The sequence below is a fragment of the Acidovorax sp. genome, assembly GCF_016783915.1.
Lineage (GTDB): Bacteria > Pseudomonadota > Gammaproteobacteria > Burkholderiales > Burkholderiaceae_C > Acidovorax.
This window is the reverse complement of record NZ_JADHVT010000095.1, coordinates 1-18,399: the sequence shown is the minus strand read 5'-3', so window position 1 is coordinate 18,399 and position 18,399 is coordinate 1. Positions and strand designations below refer to the sequence as shown.

Annotated in this window: 14 protein-coding genes and 2 pseudogenes; 7 read left to right on the top strand and 9 right to left on the bottom strand. The window is 59.3% G+C overall.

What is annotated here, in order from left to right:
- Positions 1-60: 60 nt before the first annotated feature.
- The 3 genes from ISS20_RS16370 to ISS20_RS23670 all read left to right on the top strand — a co-directional run bounded on the left by ISS20_RS16370 (position 61) and on the right by ISS20_RS23670 (position 3,343).
- Positions 61-639 (top strand): thioredoxin domain-containing protein, encoded by a 579-nt coding sequence (locus ISS20_RS16370; protein ID WP_291438058.1) that lies wholly within the window; start codon positions 61-63, stop codon positions 637-639.
- Positions 640-753: 114 nt separating this feature from the next.
- The gene (locus ISS20_RS16365; RefSeq protein ID WP_108499600.1) at positions 754-2,982 is read left to right on the top strand and encodes a cation-translocating P-type ATPase; all 2,229 of its coding nucleotides are present in this window, start codon (positions 754-756) and stop codon (positions 2,980-2,982) included.
- 154 nt (positions 2,983-3,136) lie between these two features.
- A complete protein-coding gene (locus tag ISS20_RS23670; protein WP_366828357.1) occupies positions 3,137-3,343 on the top strand; it encodes a DUF3703 domain-containing protein in 207 nt (68 codons plus the stop codon).
- Between the two features lie 93 nt (positions 3,344-3,436).
- On the opposite strand, the gene ISS20_RS16360 is transcribed toward ISS20_RS23670, so the two are convergent.
- Positions 3,437-4,489 carry a porin gene (locus ISS20_RS16360; RefSeq protein ID WP_108497246.1) on the bottom strand — a complete coding sequence of 351 codons (1,053 nt, stop codon included), beginning with the start codon at positions 4,487-4,489 and terminating at the stop codon, positions 3,437-3,439.
- 322 nt (positions 4,490-4,811) lie between these two features.
- Between ISS20_RS16360 and ISS20_RS16355 the strand changes: the two genes are divergently transcribed.
- Complete coding sequence (locus ISS20_RS16355) at positions 4,812-5,267, top strand: hypothetical protein (protein WP_291438057.1); 456 nt, start codon at positions 4,812-4,814, stop codon at positions 5,265-5,267.
- Here ISS20_RS16355 and ISS20_RS16350 read toward each other — a convergent pair.
- The 5 genes and pseudogenes from ISS20_RS16350 to ISS20_RS16330 form a co-directional block, all read right to left on the bottom strand.
- Positions 5,264-8,257 (bottom strand): annotated as a pseudogene (locus tag ISS20_RS16350) (Tn3 family transposase). The gene ISS20_RS16355 and the pseudogene ISS20_RS16350 overlap by 4 nt on opposite strands.
- A gap of 89 nt (positions 8,258-8,346) precedes the next feature.
- Complete coding sequence (locus ISS20_RS16345; protein WP_291438056.1) at positions 8,347-9,651, bottom strand: site-specific integrase; 1,305 nt, start codon at positions 9,649-9,651, stop codon at positions 8,347-8,349.
- 138 nt (positions 9,652-9,789) lie between these two features.
- A complete protein-coding gene (gene lspA / locus ISS20_RS16340; RefSeq protein WP_108499160.1) occupies positions 9,790-10,287 on the bottom strand; it encodes a signal peptidase II in 498 nt (165 codons plus the stop codon).
- A gap of 218 nt (positions 10,288-10,505) precedes the next feature.
- The gene (locus ISS20_RS16335; RefSeq protein WP_108499159.1) at positions 10,506-11,117 is read right to left on the bottom strand and encodes a phosphatase PAP2 family protein; all 612 of its coding nucleotides are present in this window, start codon (positions 11,115-11,117) and stop codon (positions 10,506-10,508) included.
- Positions 11,118-11,123: 6 nt separating this feature from the next.
- The gene (locus ISS20_RS16330) at positions 11,124-14,033 is read right to left on the bottom strand and encodes a heavy metal translocating P-type ATPase (protein ID WP_108499158.1); all 2,910 of its coding nucleotides are present in this window, start codon (positions 14,031-14,033) and stop codon (positions 11,124-11,126) included.
- 90 nt (positions 14,034-14,123) lie between these two features.
- On the opposite strand from ISS20_RS16330, the gene cadR reads away from it, so the two are divergent.
- On the top strand, positions 14,124-14,522 hold the full coding sequence (gene cadR / locus ISS20_RS16325; protein ID WP_108499157.1) for a Cd(II)/Pb(II)-responsive transcriptional regulator: 399 nt from the start codon (positions 14,124-14,126) through the stop codon (positions 14,520-14,522).
- A 530-nt stretch (positions 14,523-15,052) separates the two neighbouring features.
- Positions 15,053-16,984, top strand: a complete 1,932-nt coding sequence (locus ISS20_RS16320) for a cytochrome c/FTR1 family iron permease (protein ID WP_291438055.1) — start codon at positions 15,053-15,055, stop codon at positions 16,982-16,984.
- Positions 16,985-17,014: 30 nt separating this feature from the next.
- Here ISS20_RS16320 and ISS20_RS16315 read toward each other — a convergent pair.
- Positions 17,015-17,182, bottom strand: a pseudogene (locus ISS20_RS16315) (cation transporter); the annotation flags it as partial.
- A 233-nt stretch (positions 17,183-17,415) separates the two neighbouring features.
- Here ISS20_RS16315 and ISS20_RS16310 point away from each other — a divergent pair.
- The gene (locus ISS20_RS16310; protein WP_108497094.1) at positions 17,416-17,622 is read left to right on the top strand and encodes a hypothetical protein; all 207 of its coding nucleotides are present in this window, start codon (positions 17,416-17,418) and stop codon (positions 17,620-17,622) included.
- Between the two features lie 96 nt (positions 17,623-17,718).
- Here ISS20_RS16310 and ISS20_RS16305 read toward each other — a convergent pair whose 3' ends face one another.
- Complete coding sequence (locus ISS20_RS16305; RefSeq protein WP_133246256.1) at positions 17,719-18,015, bottom strand: H-NS family nucleoid-associated regulatory protein; 297 nt, start codon at positions 18,013-18,015, stop codon at positions 17,719-17,721.
- Positions 18,016-18,299: 284 nt separating this feature from the next.
- The coding region (locus ISS20_RS23665) for an IS3 family transposase (protein WP_366827632.1) at positions 18,300-18,399 on the bottom strand (100 nt) is incomplete at its 5' end.

The window sequence follows — 18,399 nt, the reverse complement described above, 5'->3', positions numbered from 1 at the left end:
GCCAGCTCGCACCTGCCGAACCGCCTCCAGTTTGAACTCCCGCGTGTACTGCGCACGCACTTGCTTGTCACTCATTGCTCAACTCCTTGTCGGTATTTTCAACAAGGGTTAAGAACTCCACTTTTCAGGGGCAACCTCATGGGTCCACGCGAGGCACCGGTCACCATCGTAGAGTTCTTCGACCCCGCGTGCGAGACGTGCCGTGCCTTCTATCCCATCGTCAAAGACTTGATGCGGCAATATCCAGCCGATGTCCGGTTGGTGATCAGGTATGCCCCTTTTCACCGCGGGGCAGACCAAGTGGTCAAACTGCTGGAAGCCGCCCGCAAGCAAGATCGATTCGTTCCCGTGCTTGAGTCTTTGCTAGATACGCAGCTAAGCTGGGCAGACCACGGCTCCCCTCGCCTTGAGCTGGCCTTAAGAGCAGCAGCGCAGGCTGGCTTGGACTTGCGACGTGCGCAGGCAGATATGGCCACTCCAATGATGGATGCTGTCATCCAGCAGGATTTGCAGGACATCAACGCGCTCCAAGTCAGCAAGACGCCGACCTTCTTCGTCAATGGTCGCCCGCTTCCCAGTTTCGGAGCCAAGCAACTGGCAGACCTGGTTTCCCAGGAAGTCGCGAAGGTCAAGAAGTAGCTGCTGTCGTGCGGATCCAAGCCGCCAAGTTGGCCCCGCAATCAAAACACCTTCGCGCTTGACTTTGAAGTTACTTTAAGGTTTCCAATCAAATTACACCAAGGAACCAACACCATGAATTCAAACGAGAACGCCCACAAAGACCATGCGGCGGACGCCTGTTGCGCTGCAGATGCGAAGGCACAGGCACCGTCATCCGCTCCCACTTCCGGCTCCGCATCCAGAGGGGCCGTATTCCGAATATCAACGATGGACTGTGCTGCGGAGGAGAGCGAGATCCGACGTGCGCTGGAACCGATTCCGGGTGTGCGGGGGCTGGGCTTCCAATTGGGTGCTCGCACCCTGACAATCGACGCACCCGAGAACGTGATCCCCGAGGCCGTGGCTGCCATCCGCAAGGCGGGCTTTAATCCCGAGCCAGTGGCACCCGCACACGGCGGGGTCAACAGTGATGACCACGGCAGCACGGCAGAAGGGCTGGGGCGGATGGTGCTGGCACTTGCGTTGGCTATCGCGGCAGAAACCCTGTCCTTCTTCGCACCGGACACCACGGTATTCAAGGGCATCGGCATGGCGGTTGCGGCCACAGCGATCTGGCTCGCAGGCTTTTCAACCTACCGCAAGGGCTTTGCAGCGCTCATGCAAAAGCGCCTGAACATCAATGCGCTGATGACCGTTGCCGTGACGGGGGCCTTCCTCATTGGCCAGTGGCCAGAAGCAGCAATGGTGATGGCTTTGTATGCTATCGCCGAGCTGATTGAAGGACGGGCAGTCGATCGGGCCAGAAATGCGATCAAGAGTCTGCTCGACCTCACGCCAGATACCGCTGAAGTCCGCCAGTCCGACGGAAGCTGGACGATGACGCCAGCGGCGGATGTGCAAATCAACGCGATCGTTCGCGTGAAGCCCGGTGCGCGTATACCGCTCGACGGGACTGTGGCCAGCGGGACCAGCGCTGTCAACCAGGCCCCGGTGACAGGAGAGAGCATCCCGGTGGACAAGGCGCAGGGCGACCCCGTCTTCGCAGGCACGATCAATGAGACTGGCACCATTGAAATCACCGTGACGGCCGCGGCAAGCAATACGACCTTGGCACGCATCATTCAGTCGGTCGAACAAGCCCAGGGCTCGCGGGCTCCTACCCAACAATTCGTTGATCGATTCGCCGCTATCTACACGCCAGGGGTGTTCATCATCGCTGTGCTGGTCGCGGTCCTGACCCCCGTGTTTCTGGACTTAACCTGGATGCAGGCGCTGTACAAGGCGCTGGTCCTGCTGGTAATCGCATGCCCCTGTGCCCTCGTGATCGCGACCCCGGTCACGGTGGTCAGCGGGCTCGCATCGGCGGCCCGCCGCGGCATCTTGATCAAGGGTGGGGTGTACCTCGAAGATGCACACAAGCTCAAGGCCATCGCGCTGGACAAGACCGGGACGATCACGGAAGGCAAGCCGAAGCTCGTGGAAAAAGCCGTGCTTGCAACCAGGCAGTCAGAAGCCGTTGTGCTGGGATGGGCGGCGGATCTCGCAGGGCATTCGGATCACCCTGTGTCGAAGGCCATTGCAAAGGGCTTGGATGCCGGAAAAGGCGGTGTGAGCGGGTTCAAGGCGCTTGCCGGCAGGGGTGTAGAAGCCCAACTCCAAGGACAGACGCTGGTGCTTGGAAATCACCGCCTCATCGAGGAGCGGGGACTGTGCTCGCCAGCGATCGAGGAGCTGCTCGCCAGCCACGAGGCAAAGGGGCGAACGGTCACCCTTCTGGCGGATGAACGCGAGGTTCTTGCCCTCTTTGCTGTGGCTGACACCATCAAGGACAGCTCGCGCGAAGCCATAGGGCAACTGCACGAGCTCGGCGTCGCGTCGGTCATGCTCACAGGTGACAACGTGTCGACGGCACAGGCCATTGCCAAGCAAGCGGGCATCGACAAGGCGCACGGAAATCTGCTGCCCGAGGACAAGCTTTCGGCCATCGAGAAAATGCAGGCTGAGCACGGCCCCACCGCGATGACTGGGGACGGGATCAACGATGCCCCGGCGCTTGCGCGTTCAGACATCGGTATCGCCATGGGCGCCGCGGGCACGGACACGGCCATGGAAGCCGCAGACATCGTCATCATGAATGACGATCTGCGACGTATCCCCGAGGTCATCAGGCTCTCCCGGCGCACACGCAACATTCTTCTGCAGAACATCGCTTTTGCCTTGGGCATCAAAGCAGTGTTCCTGGTCCTCGCCGTGTTCGGGAACGCGTCCATGTGGATGGCTGTCTTTGCCGATATGGGGGCCAGCCTTCTGGTGGTGATCAACGGTCTGCGGCTGCTGCGCGGCGTGTCAGAAAAGGCCTGAGCATGACAACGTTTGGAACGAGAATCCGCCCCGCCGTGGATGCGAAATTGCACGCTGCCACGACTGCCGGCAACGCAGCCAAGCGCAGGTGAGCTTTCGCTAACTGGAGCGCGCTCACGTCCTTGGTCAAGCTTTCACAGCGCAGCATGTTCGGGTGCACCTGCGTATGCTTGTATGGGGATTCAGGCAGAAAAGCCCGCGCGAAGTTTTGTGTCACTCGATGCGAATCTTGGGAGCTGCCACCAAAACTGTCATTGGATGGGTGCCCGCCGGCAATACTGGTGGTGCGAACGTCAGTCCGATCAAGCCTCTGCCGATCCCTGAAGACCTGCGTCGCACGATCGAGCGCACCCGCAATTAGCGCAAGGCTGGACGAGGTAGACAAAAAAGCCCCGCGGCGTGGGTGCCGCGGGGCTGAAATGAAGCTCAAACTCGCTAACTATCTACCCTGGGATCAAAAACTGTGGCGGATGCCGACTTCTGCACCGGTGGAGTTGCCACCTGTGGCCAGGCCCGTAGCGCCACCAGCCAAGCTGAAGTTTGCGCCACCCTTGTTGTTCACGTAGGACATGGTTCCGTACAGAGCCGTACGGGCAGACATGTTGTGGATATAGCCCACGGAGAACTTGTCTGCATCGCTGCCGTTGAACGCAGCCGTGCCTCCGCGAGAATCGGTGCGTACCCACGATGCGCGCACTTGGTCACGGCCCACTGGCACGGTGACGCCAAGCAGGAAGCGCGATTCCGGTCCGGCGACCGCCGTGCCGTAGGTGCCGAATGGAACCTCGTCACGCTGATAGAAGCCCATGAGGCGAACCACGCCCAGGTCGTAGGCTGCGCCCAAACCAGTTTGCTTCAGCTTAGCGCCCGCAGCATTCACCGTGGTGGTGCCATAGATGCCCGAGAGGCTCAGAGGGCCGTTGTCGTATACCACGCGTGCAGCCATGTGACGGCCTGCATTGGTGGTGGCGCTCTCGTCCAGTGCGTACATCGTCTCCACCTGCAGACCGCTCCACACTGGAGTGAAGTACTGGATGGCGTTGTCGTGGCGGTAGTACGAGGCGAAAGCGCCTGGCAGACGGCTGGTGACGTTGGAACCTGCCAAGCCGATCACGCCGAACGGGTCATAGCGCACAACCAACTGGGAAGCGGGTGTGAAATCGCGGCCCAAGCGCACCTCGCCGAAGGAGCTAAGCAGGCTCACGGTTGAGCGACGTTGGAAAAGTTTGCCGGTAGAACTGATGGAGCCGCTATCGGCGTTCACATCGGATTCCAGCCAGAAGCCCGCCTTGAGGCCACCGCCCAGGTCTTCAACACCGCGGAACCCAAAGCGGCCGGAGGACAGGCCGCTGTTGTTCATGGTGATGTTGCTGGGAAGTTCGCTGTTCTTGACGTAGCGCGCGTTGACGTCCACGACGCCGAAGAGAGTGACCGAAGATTGTGCGAAGGCACCAGTGCCAGCGCAAGTGGCCAGCACCGCGAGAGCGATTTTCCGATTCAAAGTCATTGCGACTCCTTGATCTATTGATGTATGAATAGATGCCAACTGAAGCATCGAAGCCAATCGTAGGGTCAGGAGGAAATTAATTTCGTAGTGAAATATATTGCAGGGGTGGACGCAAAGCAATTCGACAAAAATTGAAGATCTTTGCAGCTTCAGTACAACCAATCAGCAATAAAAACAATTCTTCGGTGGAGATGATTTAAATATCTCTGGAACATTACAGAAAAGTAATCTGCGAGACATGACTTGGTTTCGATTGCCCAAGTAGGATCCGCGCCAACTAGTCGCTGTATTGGCGGGATTTCGCCGGGCAAAGGAGTCAAAAATGCGTCGAGAGAACATTCGTCTTAGATCACTCGCGAAATATGGTGACAAGGAGGCCAAGCTGAAGGTCGGCGAAGCCTACTTGGCTGGAACGGGCGGCTTCGCCAAAGACATAGCGGTAGGCCTTGAATATCTTCATAGCTTGATGCCGCAAGAAAAAAAGCGTGTTTCTGAAATAATCGCTAAATCTCTTTCTTTAGAAGAAATACTAGAGTTTCAGCAAATTAATTTGGTGGGATCGGCAGCAACGTTCGATGAAGATGCCCGGCTCAAATTCGTTGCTTGGCTTCTTGTGAGGGGTGAGTTAGAGCAAGCCTTCAGTTGGCTCGAACGAGATGACGAGGCGACTGGTGACCGAATGAAGTCGTGCTTGGATAAAGTTAGCTCGCGCAATCCTCTTGAAGCCTTGAAGAGGGTTGGCCGGGATTCATGTAAATCCGGGCAAAAAATGACTTAAGCTGTTGATTTGCCAGTAGAAATTGACATCGCGAAGTCCATTGGCGCTACCTTTCGACGCGGATCAAGCGTGTAGTCGCCGAACCGGTTGATATGGCGCGGCCTTAGCGGTGCAATGCCGCCAAGCATCTCTGCGGTCAACTCGGTCCCCTCGTCTTTCATGTCCTTCAGAATTCGCGTCATGCCTTGGACGTTGTGAAGGATCACCATGTTTGCCACGAGATGGTTGTACTTGATGATCTTGCGCTGCTCGTGTCGCAGGTTCTCGGCGATGATTCCATCGCCACCAAAAAAAGACCATTTGGCAAACGCATTGAACTGCTCGCTCTTATTTGTCTCTGCGTGAATGACTCGTCGCAGATCGACATCGCCGATGTATTCCAACAGAAACAAGGTACGCACCACCCTGCCGAGCTCTTGAAATGCGGTGTAGACCTTGTTGCGCCGGCTTTGAGAGCCTAGCCGCCGAAGAATCGCCGACGGTGCAATCTTTCCTACTTTGATCGACACCGCGACCCGTAGCATCGAAGGCAAGTGGGTCTCGATCAAATTCCAGTTGATTGAGTCTGACAGCAGCGGCTCAATATTGCTGTACTTTTCCTTCGGACCGGCACGATAGAGGTTAAGGTCTTTAATCCCACGAATCCGTGGCATGAGCTTGATACCCAGCAGATAGGACAAGGCGAAAACCGCATAATTCTGTGCTTGTATGTCACCATGAATGGTATCGGGACGGATATCAGACATATTGCCCATCAGGCCATCGAGAATGTAGATACCCTCGTAGGTTCCGCACGATATGAAATGGCTGAAGAGTGCGATGTATTTGTCCGATACGTGGTAGTAGCCAATGCCCCCATAGCCGCCGTAGCGGATATGGTATTCGGACAACATGTTCTGCTCGTAGAGATTCCACTTTGTTCCATCTGCAGACGCGTGTTTTCCGGTACCCCAATATGCGGGAAGTTCAAACTTATCGTAGGCATTGACGACGGAGGTGATCGCCTTATCCAAGGTGTCTTCCGTCACGTATTTCAGGTTGAGCCATGCAATTTGCTTGCGACTCATGCCTTTGATGGAGCGCGCGGTTTGCTCGGGACCCAGGTTGCAGCCATAACAAAAGAGAGTGGTCAGCAGGCGCATCCGAATCTCTTCCAGACGGCTATCGGCGCCAGAGACGTGCCTGAAATGTTTGTGTAAGTCCAACCATCACTCGACGTCGGTCAGGACATCGACGATGCCGGTGGACACCATTCTTTGCGTTAGTTCCTGTTCCAGCTCGACGGTGGCGGCAGACAGCTCGGATCTGGCTGGTTTTTTCAGAATGAGGCGCCCGTCGATGATTTCTGCGTGCGCATTCTTAGGAAAGGCGTCGTCGATTTGCTGCGTTTTCGCGAGTAACTGCTGCCGCAGAATATCCACGAGTGCTGACGGCGTAGTTTCGATCCCCGTCACCCGACCATAGTCTTCAAGTTCTGCAGCCAGAGTATTGTCATCGACCAGCTGCTCTCGATAATCATCGTAGCGTTCGCCGTGCTTAATGTAAAGATCCCCTGATTTTAAATCTTCCTTGATCTGCTGGAAAACGGCGAGCTCGAAATAACGTCGATCGATGATGGCGTCATGGGCATTTTCCAAGTCGACGAAAACGAGTTTTCGCCACTGGGCCGGCATCCATTTCAACGATCCCACATCCAGGTTCAGTTCACTGAGTGTCGCCGTCTGGCTTCTGGAAGTTCGCAGCCTATGCAATGCATCGATCATCGATTCCATGGTCGTGTCGTCAGAGCTGCATTTTGGCGCCGTGATCTCCACGCAGTTCAACAACTGGGCGCGCACTGCCTTGTATGGTTGAAGAAGGAACGGAAGGTAATTGCGGCCTGCGTAAGCCAGGAGTTCGTCGCAGTCCAAAACCAGCGCTTCGACATCGGCCTTTAGCGTGGACCCGATCGCTTGGACTCTCTGGGTATCTGTTCCGTTGATTTGGTAGGCATCCAGAATATCGCGCAACTGACCAATCAGCATATCCGTCTTCTGAAGTCTGTCTTGCTGGAACTCCAGAAGCTTCTGCCGAGCCGAATTTTCCAAATTCTGCATCATGCGGATGAGCATTTCCGCAGCGTCGTCGAGCGCCTGTGCATGTCGCGTGCGAATCAAGATTACGGCCAATGCGTAGCGCTTGAGCGGTTTTAGCTCGGTCATTTCTGCCGCGTCCATCGCGCGTGCAAGATGGCGGAACTGCCTCAGTTTGGGCACCGGGATCTCAGGCCGTGGCAGCAATTCGACCAGGTGCTGAAGACGTTTTACATGCTGCAGGTAGCTGCGAGTTTCCTTATTGGTGGGCCGTTTGGGCTCTCGTTTGAGCATCTGCCAGCCGGAGACCGATTCACCCGGCTCGACCTTGAGCAGCGAGTCGATCAAATCCTTGGTCTTTTCGTCCAGCTGATTGGTGATGCTTGCAAAATGTTTGCTGTTGCTGGCCTCCCTGGCGCCAAACGCCATGCGGTCCAACGTGGAAAACGCCGGGAGCTCGTAGCGATGATGCGCGAGCTCCTCCAGCATCACGTTCAGAATATCCACGACTGAATGCTTGGTATCAGCCGCTTCTGTCGCCCGTTGTTTGAGCCACTCCCAGCCGTCTGCGTCGAGCTTTCGCACGTTCATGAACTCGCGCACCGCATTGAGAGTTTTCGTCTGCCCGCCAGACGTCTCGAAGCGTTTGAGATCTTTTTGCTGCGGGGCAATGGAGAGTCCAATTTGCTCTGCAATGTGCTCGCAGATGACAGAGGGCACCGCATTTAGCTGCGGGAAAAAGCCCAGGCGCTGGAATAGTTTCAAGTACATCAGCGTTGCCACGCGCTGCAGACTTCGCCCACGCAGGCTTTCTACAAAGGCGACCTCATCCTTGGTGGGTGTAAACGCGGTGTTCAGTTCATGTGGGGAAATCTCGGGCTTGAGGTACGGATAGGCGGTCTCGGTTAGCGTTGTCATTTTGGTTTCAATGCGAGGCCATAGATGCGCAGAGTCCCTGTCAATAGCTACAGGCCGCTTTGGTCTTCAGCGTCCCCCCAGGCCGGAAACTATTCCCAGCGCTCTCCCGTTGCAATGTCCTGAACCGTTGCTTCGAGGGTACATTCGCTGTCTCCGGCAACCCGGTACATGTCGTCCAACAAGGTATAGATGGCCTCTGAAAGCTCCTCGCGCGACGGCGACGGGACCGCGATCGTGTAGAGGGTGCCATCCTTGTTCAAGCGCTGCATCGCATAGCGTTCCAGGCAGGTTTTTTCGATCAAGCGGTGCGCCCGCGTCAGCCCTCGAGACATTTTGCTGAAACGGCTGAGGGACAACTTGACGCGCAGCGCTATTAGCGGGACGGTTGGTGCCGAGAAAGCCTTTTGCTGGAGCTCATCCGCTGAAATTTGTGTGCCGGACTGTGGAGGTGTCAGCGGCGTGGGAAGGTTTTGTTCAAACCTTGTCTGCAGTTTCTGTGTTGAGGTATCAAGATAACGCATTGCCGACTTGACGTCCCGCCAGCCGACATAGTTCATGAGCTCCTTCAGATCCCAACCAGAGTCGCGCGCCCAGCTGGCAAAGCCGCGGCGCAGAGAATGGCTACTGAACTCTTCAGATGCGGGCACGCCAGCGGCATCCAGCAGTGCGCGGAGCAGCGGTATCAGGCTACTGCCTGCCATCGCAGTATTTGACAGGTGCCCCCATCGATCAATGCCTCGATACAGCGGGCCAGACTCCAATCCAGCCAAGACCTTCCAATAGCTCAAGGCGTTGACCGGGCACATCTGTGAAAGTGCTGGGCATTTGAACTCCCGCCCGAGGTTCTGGCGATCACCCTTGGAGCGCCCCAGATAGCAAGTCAGACCTTCTCCAGGAACGATTTCGACGTCTTCTACACGCAATCGAACGATTTCGTCAGAGCGAAAGCCTCTCCAAAATCCCAGAAGAATCAAGGAGCGATTCCTGGCGTACCGAAGCTCACTCGGAAAATCTCCACGGCTTCGTGCGGCTGCACCTGCATGCTCAAGCCAAGAATCCACTTGCTGAAGGATCGCAATGGCAAGTGGCCGCGCCTGTTTCTCCGCTGCTGGGTGGACGGACCGGATTCCTCTGAGGACTTGCCGAATCAGCGGCCCTTTGGTGGGATCGGAAAATCCGTGGTCGGCGTGCCAGCGCGAGAGCGCTGCCAATCGCTGACGCAGCGTGTTGATAGAAAGCGTTGCCGAGTAATCGGCGAGGTACCGTGCGATGGCATCCGTCGTCGTTGGGAGCACACCCTGCCATTCACCCTCGAAGTGACGAACCGCCGAAGCGTAGCTGCGGCGCGTATTCTCTCGCTCCGATGCGGCAATCAGTTCTTCGAGCTTCCCCATTCGTGCAATTGAGTAGTTCTGTGCATGGATAACGGATAAGTATGCCTTTGGTTTCGGCTATGTGTGCGAATGCCGTGACCCGCCGTCTTCAGGTCGAGGTCGTGTGCGGTACCCATCATGACCTTACAAAGCTAACGTTTACCGGGTCTCTTTCTCCGCCGTGAGCTTGTCGTCGCTCACCAGCGACTGCAGAACCAGCGCGATCGCCCCGCCTACGATGGCCATGTCGGCGATGTTGAAAGCCGGCCAGTGCCAGCTGCGCAGGTGAAAGTCGAGGTAGTCGATGACCTGCCCTCGGACTGCGCGGTCGAACGCATTGCCTAGAGCGCCGCCCAGAATGAGGCTGTAGGAAAGAGCCTCCAGCCTGCGCTGCGGCCGCAGCAGCATCCACATGAGCCACGTAGACGCCGCGAGCGCGATGGCCAGGAAGAACCATCGCTGCCAGCCACCCGCCCCGGCGAGGAAGCTGAACGCTGCGCCGGGGTTGAGAACGTGAACGAGGTTGAAAAAGGAAGTCACCTCATGCGACCACCGCAAGGGGGTTGTCATCTCTATGTAGGTCTTGGCGGTTTGGTCGCCTGCGAATACAACAATCGCCAGTGAATACCACTGCGCTATGCGATGGGGATAGCTCATCAAATTCTTCTTGGGTTCAGAAAATTCCGGCTTCGGTATGGGCTCGGCGGGAACGGCCGCACCCAGACCGCAGCCGCGCACAGCGGCAGCAGCACCGTCGCGTTGCCGGCAGTCAGCACGGCGTTGGTCAGCAGGCCCCTGCGAACAACAAAGGCGAGCCTCCGGTTGGGCCCGATCGATGCCGTCGGCCAAGCGCAGCGCAGCCTGGAAGCCGGTCTTCACCGGGCCGCTCCCGCGACCGGCTGCCCCCTGGCCACACGGTGGGCCAAGGGAGCCACCAGCGCGACGCAGGCCCAACCCAGCGCAAAACCTGTAATCACATCCGCTGGATAGTGCGCGCCCAGCACGATGCGCGACCAGCCTACTGCCACCGCGAACAGCAGTACACCGGTCCTGCCTGCTTGGCCCAATACGGGCCAGAGTGTGGCCACCACGACGCCCATGTACATGGCATGGCCGCTGGGCATGGTGTATTGGCTATCTGGTGCAAAGGCAGCGCGATATACCGAATCGCCAAGTAGGACGAACGGTCGTGGCAGGGCGAACACTATTTTGGCGATAGCTGCGGCGGCGATCGCTAGGGGCAGCCCGAGCACAAAGCTGAGCAATGACACACTCAGCGGAGGTGCCGCCTGACGACCTTGTAGTCGCCGCCAAACCAGCAGCAAGACCACCATAGCCGGTGCTCCCCAGTAGCTGCCGACCGCGCTCAGGAACTCTGGCAGCCAGAGCCAGCCGTCGGGCAAGGTGCGGTGGATAGCCAGGAAGAGATCCACGTTGGCGCCGCCCCAGTCATACAGCCAATGTCTTGTGGAGTCAAAAGCCTGCATGTGAAGTCAGGCTCTCAGTTTCAGCAGGCGCAGCCCGTTGAAAACGACCAGCAGGCTCGCCCCCATGTCGGCGAACACGGCCATCCACATCGTGGCATGCCCCGTGAACGTCAGCGCGAGGAACACCGCTTTGATTCCCAGGGCCAGAACGATGTTCTGCGTCAGGATCGACGCGGTGGTGCGCGATAGCCGGATGAAAGTCGGAATCTTGCGCAGGTCGTCGTCCATCAGGGCGACGTCGGCCGTTTCGATCGCGGTGTCGGTGCCGGCCGCACCCATGGCGAAGCCGATGTCGGCACGCGCGAGTGCGGGCGAATCGTTAATGCCGTCGCCCACCATGCCCACCTGGCCGCCGCCGCCGATCAGTCCCTCGATGGCCTTGAGCTTGTCCTCGGGCAGCTGGTCGCCCCGTGCTTCGGAGATTCCGACCTGGGTCGCAATGGCGGCGGCCGTGTGCTGGTTGTCTCCGGTCAGCATCAGCGTGCGCACGCCCAGCGCCTGCAAGTCGGCCACAGCTTCACGGCTCGTTTCCTTGACGGTATCGGCCACGGCGAAGATGCCAAGCACGCTGTCATCGCCGATGAGCAAAATGGCCGTCTTGCCCTGGCGTTCCAAGGTCTCCAGCTGCGACTGAAGCGCCGTTTCGCTCAGGCCAAGCTCCTGCGCCAGTCTGTGGTTTCCCATGCTCAACATCCGGCCAGCGATACGGCCGCGCACCCCGCGGCCGGGCAACGCCGCGAATTCGTCGACTTCGAGCAGTGCGACGCCATCCCGCTTCGCCTTGCGGGCGATCGCCTGTGAGACCGGGTGGTCCGAGCGGTCGGCCAGGCTGGCGGCCCAGGCGGCAACCTCCTGTTGGTCGCCGACGAGGGACACGAAGTCAGTCTGTTCGGGTTTGCCATGGGTGAGCGTGCCGGTTTTGTCCAGAGCCAGGGCCTTGAGCTTGCGTCCGCCCTCCAGGTAGACGCCGCCCTTGATCAAGATGCCGCGTCGGGCGGCAGCGGCCAGGCCGCTGACGATGGTGACGGGCGTCGAGATGACCAGGGCGCAAGGGCAAGCGATCACCAACAGCACCAGCGCCTTGTAGATCCAGTCGAACCACGCGCCGCCGAAGGCAAGCGGCGGAACGACTGCGACCAGCACGGCCACCGCGAAGACGGCCGGGGTGTAGACCCGGGCGAATTGGTCGACGAAGCGCTGCGTGGGCGCGCGGCTGCCCTGCGCCGACTCCACCGCATGGATGATGCGTGCAAGGGTCGAGTCGCTGGCGCCCGCGGTCACCTGGTACTCGAAAGAGCCGGTCTCATTGATGGTGCCCGCGAACACCTGATCACCTTCGACCTTCTCGACAGGGAGGCTTTCGCCGGTGATGGGCGCCTGGTTGACGGCCGACTGGCCGGCCGTGATCAGCCCGTCCAGCGCGATGCGTTCGCCGGGTCGCACCCGCACGACTGCGCCCTTGGCCACTTCCTTGGCCCGGACCTCCGTCCATGAGCCGTCGGCCTGCCGCATGGTCGCCATCTCCGGTGCCAGGTCCATCAACCCGCGGATGGCATTGCGGGCCCGGTCCAGGGATTTGGCCTCAATCACCTCGGCCAACGCAAAGAGGAACATGACCATGGCGGCCTCGGGCCAGTGGCCGATCGCCATCCCGCCCGTTACCGCAATGGACATCAGGGCATTCATGTTCAGGTTGCGGTTCTTCAGCGCGATCCAGCCCTTCTTGTAGGTGCTGAGGCCGCCTGTGAAGATCGAGACCAGGGCCAGCACAACCACCGCCCAATGGTTGCCGTCATTGACCCAGTACACGCCTTCGGCGAGCACGGCCGCGATGCCGGATACCGCCATCGGCCACCAGTTGGTCTTTTGTGCGGGTACCCCCGAATCGCGTGGCTCGTCGCTCTTCTGCACCAAGGCTTCCATGCCCAGCGACTCGATCGCTTCTACCGCTGGCTTGATCGCATCGGGTGTGTGCCGCAGTGTCAACGTGCGCTGCATCAGATTGAACTCGAGGCCCTGCACGCCCGGCATGCCTTGCAACTTACCGCGGATCAGGCTTTCCTCGGTCGGGCAGTCCATCTTGGCGATGCGCAGCAGCGTAGTGACCGTCTGAAGGTCCTGCCGCTCGGCTCGCATGCCGATGGAAGCGAGTGCCTTCTCGATGGGTTCCGTGGAAGGTAGGGTGTGCTGGATGCCCAACACCCGTTGCATCAGGTTGAAGTCGAGCGCGGTCACGCCCGCCTCCTTGCCCAGGCGTGCGCGGATCAGCGCTTCTTCCGTCGGGCAATCCATGTTTTCGATCCGGTATGTCACGCGCTCCCCGGCCGGTGTAGTGGGAGCCGATGCTGGCGGCAGTAGCTGCGCGGTCGGGGGGGCGATGGGGGCAGGACCAGTCGCCGGCCCGCAGTTGCCAGCAGTCTGCTCCTTGGCCCGCATGCCGATGGACGCCAGGACCTGCTCCATCTGCGCGCGTGCCTGCGCAAGGTGCTTGACTGACAGCGTACGCTCGCGCAGGTCAAAGCCCAGGTCCCGGACTCCCTCGATCGATCCCAGGTGCGCGCGAATGAGTTTTTCCTCGCTCGGGCAGTCCATGTTCTCGATGCGGTAGGTCGTCAGCACAGCGGCCTCAGGTACAGCCTGCGCTTTCATGCCAACCGAATTCAGCGTCTGCTCCAGGACATCCGGCGAGACCTGGCTGTGCGAAACGGTCAGCTTGCGCTGTGGAAGATCGAACTCCAGCCGCTCGACGCCCGGCATACCCTCCAGCGTGCGCCGCACCAGTGCCTCCTCATTGCGGCAGTCCATGTTGCTCACATGAAACACAGTGGTTTCGGTGGACGGCTTTTCCTTGGCACAGCCCGTTGGTTGACTATTGCCGCCGGAGCAGCCGCAGGAATTGGCAGGGTCTTTGTTCATTGGGATGGCTCTCCATTGCAGGGTTTCCCCCGTATGCCATCATTGGACAACCTCTAGTTGCTAGAGAGTCAAGCTTTTGCGGAGAAGAACATGTTGCGGATCGGTGAATTGTCGAAGAAGGCGGACTGCCTGGTACAGACCGTGCGCTTTTACGAGTCCGAGGGCTTGCTGCCCGAGCCTGCGCGCAGCGAGGGCAATTTCAGGCTGTACGACGATGTCCACCTGCAGCGCCTGCTTTTCATCCGCCGCTGCCGGGCCAAGGACATGACCCTGGCTGAAATCCGACAACTACTGAACTTTCGGGACCGGCCGGAGCTGGACTGCGGCGAGGTGAATTCGCTGGTGGACTCCCATATCGCCCAGGTGCGGACAAAGATCAAGGAATTGCGGGAGCTGGAGCGCGAGTTGACCGATCTGCGGCGCTCCTGCGATACCGCCCGGACCGCGCGCGAATGCGGCATTCTCAACAGCTTGGGCGAGCCCGCCTGAAGTCAGGCGAGGCGCTGTGGAGCCGGGACGGCTGGCAGCGCCTGCTTATGGGCGGTGCGGCGGAAGGCCTGCACGATGATCTCGGCGCTGACGCCAAACTATTGACGGCAACACGCCAAAACCGTGCAGGCTAACGCCTGCACTTCAACAAACTAGCCTCCACCAAACCCGGTGTGATTCAGTACGTTCATTGCTCGCCATGGCGCAAAACTCCCACGAGGCAGGATCGATCTGAATCCGCAGCGTAGCCGATGTTCAATGCAGCACATTTGCGACCAGGACCTCTTGGCTACCAATGCTATTTGGCTCGTGGATCTGGCCTGAAAATCCTCCCGAGGAGTATCCGTCGATCCATTCGGGGTCGATCCACTATTGCCCGCCGATGATCACGGTGCCGATGACGATGAGGCTCTGACCTGTGATCTCAACCCACGATTGGGTGAACGCATGAAGACCCAGTCTGACAACCGGGTCAGGCAAAGGGGGCGGCGGTGAACGATAATGCTTGTCATTCTTAGTTGGACTGTAGAATGAAGCGATTGCTATTGATTCTGTGGGTTGGAGTGTGTTTTGTGGCCTCTGCCGCCGCGCAGACCCCTCCGGCAGGAGCCGACGAGGGGCCGCGTCAGCTGTGGCAGCTCTTGGACTACGTTGCCGTGGACTATGGGGGGGCGGTCGATAAGGGGGCCGTCGTCAGTGAACCGGAATACGCGGAGATGCGGGATTTCACCGCCAATGCGGTGACCCAGGCTCGCGGCCTTCCAGCGCACGCATCCAAGGATGCGGTAGTCGCTGCTGCCAGCAAGCTGCAGGAGGCCGTCTCCCGCAAGGCAGATGGCGCAGAGGTCGCGCGCCTAGCCCATGAAGTGGAAGCGCTGCTGGTGGCCGCATATCCGATCCCCGTCGCCCCAAAGGCTCTGCCTGACCTCAAACGAGGCGCCGCGCTCTTCCAGGCCCAATGCGCGTCTTGTCACGGCACGGCGGGCGGTGGCGACGGACCACTTGCAGCCAAACTCGAACCACCGCCGATCGCCTTCACGAACCGGGAACGCGCTCGGTCCCGAAGCCTCATGGCGCTCTACCAGGTCGTCTCCCAAGGCGTTACGGGCACGTCGATGCCGAGTTTTGCGGCGCTGCCCGACGAGGACCGGTGGGCGCTGGCGTTTTTCGCCGGCACGCTTTCTCACGACGACGGAATGCGCAAACGAGGTGAGCAGCTGTGGAAAAGTGATGCAGCGGCTCGGAAGGAGTTTGCCGACCTGGCGGCTGTGACTACGGTCACTGAGGCTGCTGCGGCCGGCCGAGTCGGAACCGACGCGGCCCGAGACCTGACGGCCTACCTGCGCAGCCAGCCGGAGTTGGCCGCCGCGGCCGGCAACGCCGGCGGACTGACCCTTTCCCGCACGCGCCTGGCGGAGAGCTTGATGGCCATTCGCAAGGGCGACAAGCCGGTGGCCACGCGGCTAGCGCTCTCGGCCTATCTTGATGGATTCGAGCCGCTGGAACCATCCCTTGGTGCGCGCAACAAAGCGCTCCTGTCGGAGGTGGAAAACGGCATGCTGGCCTATCGCTCGGCGATCGCAAATGGCACGCTCGCCCAAGCTGAGGCCGCCGCTCAAAAGCTGGACTACCTCTTCGCGGAGGTGGAGAAGGAACTGGGCGGCGAATCGGCAGACCCGCTCACCACCTTCTTGGGCTCTCTGACGATCTTGCTGAGAGAAGGGCTCGAAGCGCTGCTGATCGTCGTCGGCATGGTTGCTTTCCTGAAGAAAGCCAATCGGCCCGACGTCCTACGCTACGTGCACGGTGGCTGGATCGTGGCGTTGGCCGCTGGAGGCCTGACCTGGGTCGTGGCAACCTATTTTGTGAACATCAGCGGGGCGAGCCGTGAGGTCACCGAGGGGCTGTCGTCCCTCTTTGCCGCGCTCGTTCTGCTGAGCGTAGGCTTGTGGATGCACCAGAAGAGCGCCGCAGGCCGTTGGCAGGCTTACCTCAAGGAAAAGCTGTCCGCGGCCATGTCGAAGCGTTCGGCATGGGCCTTGTTCGGCCTTTCGTTCATCGCGGTCTACCGCGAGGTTTTCGAGACCGTGCTTTTCTACTCGGCTCTCTCGGCCGATGGGAATGACGATGCCTTGTTGGGTGGGCTGGGCCTCGGCGTCGCTCTCCTGGCCGTTCTGGCCTGGATGATGCTCAGGACCAGTGCGCGGATGCCGATCGGAAAATTCTTCAGCATCAGCTCGATCCTGGTTGCTGTGCTGGCCGTTGTCCTGGCAGGAAAGGGCGTGGCGGGGCTGCAGGAAGCTGGCTGGCTGGGAGCCAGTCCCATCATGGCACCCCGAATCGAATTGCTTGGACTGTATCCGTCGGCCGAAACCGTCGTGGCCCAGCTCATCGTCCTGCTGATCGCAGTCTCGGGTTTCGCAATGAACGCATACAAAGGCCGACGGTTGCAGCCTGTATGACCTTCGGGATGCGCGGGGCGATGTCAGACCTCATGCGCTGGCGTTGCGCCTGGCCGTTTCCGATGCTTCGCGCAGAATTTCCCGGCCGCCGTTCGCGGCAATCCCGGCCACGACAACGCCCAACATTAGATCCGGGATGTTCGAGCCGAGCCACATGACCAGCACACCTGACAACACGATGGATCCATTAACAATGGAGGCCGACCCAGAATCCGCAGCTCATGTCCCGCAACTCCGGGCTTTCTCCAACTACTTCGGTCGCTACGACCGGCGCGTGGGAATGCGACTTCATGGCAGGCTCCTTTTGCGCTTGGAAAAGCCGCAATCTTTCCATCATGTAAAGGTCAAGCGATCACCCCATCCTTGACCTTGGCACCGTGGCAAGGTTTAGGGTGCGTGCAATGGCGACAGGCCTGAATGGAGGTATTGCGATGGTTCGCAGATTCGGGATTCGAAAGTCCCTGGAGCAGGAGGTGCTGCGACTCTACAAACGCGCCGTGGCCGAACAGCGCTGGGAGATTGCCGAGCCGCTAATGTGCGCGCTGGAACAGTTGGCACAAGCCGACCCTGCCTGTGAAGCGGCGCTCGAACAGGCATATCTGTGTGTGAACCCGCCTGATGTGGGTCGAGGGCACTGAGCGTGACATCGCATCTCGGCAAAAACTCGCGATCCGGGGTGATCTCGGTTTTCTGGCAAAAGCAGAAAGTTTTGAACAAAATAATTTCTAAATCAACTACTTAGAAGTTTTCCCCAACGCCGCGCCAACCTGAAAGTCTTCAAGCGTTTTGCCGAGCGCAAGCGCTTCACTCAACCAGGTGGGACGTCGCCCGCGCCCGCCCCACGTGTTGCCATTTGCGTCCCGATACAAGGCAGTGGTCGTCTCCGTGTTGTCCCCGTCGAACAAATCCTCTGGTTCCAATCCAAATCGAGCAATGGCCTGCTTTATCAGCGGGATGATCTCCTCCGCTGCACTTGCCTCGGTCATTGCGTCTTCAAGCCGCCTCTTCATCTGAGCAAGTGTCTTTGGCAATGCAAACTCCTATTGCTATGTGAAGTGACGCGCCAGCACATGCTTCACAGATCTTGCGACAACGCTTCCACCAGTCGCTCCTGAAGCTGAACATCTGCTGCTGTTGCGTCTGCTCTTGGGATTACCGCCCATTGAGAGCACTGAACAGACATCTTCCTTACCTCCGATGTCGCCAAGCATGACAGCCGGAAGACTGTCCCAATGATTTTTCGGCTTTTCTCGGCATAAATACGCTGCCAGAGGTTTGACCTTGCCCCTGTTTCGTGTAGTTCTTAACCCACGATTCACGCGGCCTTTTTGCGCTGTGCCTCGTACCAGCGTTGTTCGTACTGCATCGGGCTGAGGTAGCCCAGCGAGGAATGCAGCCTGCGGTGATTGTAGAAG

Excerpts from the sequence above, each read along its gene's own strand:
- ISS20_RS16365 (WP_108499600.1), top strand. The coding sequence starts at position 754 with ATGAATTCAAACGAGAACGCCCACAAAGACCATGCGGCGGACGCCTGT.
- ISS20_RS16360 (WP_108497246.1), bottom strand. The coding sequence starts at position 4,489 with ATGACTTTGAATCGGAAAATCGCTCTCGCGGTGCTGGCCACTTGCGCT.
- ISS20_RS16355 (WP_291438057.1), top strand. The coding sequence starts at position 4,812 with ATGCGTCGAGAGAACATTCGTCTTAGATCACTCGCGAAATATGGTGAC.
- ISS20_RS16345 (WP_291438056.1), bottom strand. The coding sequence starts at position 9,651 with ATGGGGAAGCTCGAAGAACTGATTGCCGCATCGGAGCGAGAGAATACG.
- lspA (WP_108499160.1), bottom strand. The coding sequence starts at position 10,287 with ATGAGCTATCCCCATCGCATAGCGCAGTGGTATTCACTGGCGATTGTT.
- ISS20_RS16335 (WP_108499159.1), bottom strand. The coding sequence starts at position 11,117 with ATGCAGGCTTTTGACTCCACAAGACATTGGCTGTATGACTGGGGCGGC.
- ISS20_RS16330 (WP_108499158.1), bottom strand. The coding sequence starts at position 14,033 with ATGAACAAAGACCCTGCCAATTCCTGCGGCTGCTCCGGCGGCAATAGT.
- cadR (WP_108499157.1), top strand. The coding sequence starts at position 14,124 with ATGTTGCGGATCGGTGAATTGTCGAAGAAGGCGGACTGCCTGGTACAG.
- ISS20_RS16320 (WP_291438055.1), top strand. The coding sequence starts at position 15,053 with ATGAAGCGATTGCTATTGATTCTGTGGGTTGGAGTGTGTTTTGTGGCC.
- ISS20_RS16310 (WP_108497094.1), top strand. The coding sequence starts at position 17,416 with ATGGTTCGCAGATTCGGGATTCGAAAGTCCCTGGAGCAGGAGGTGCTG.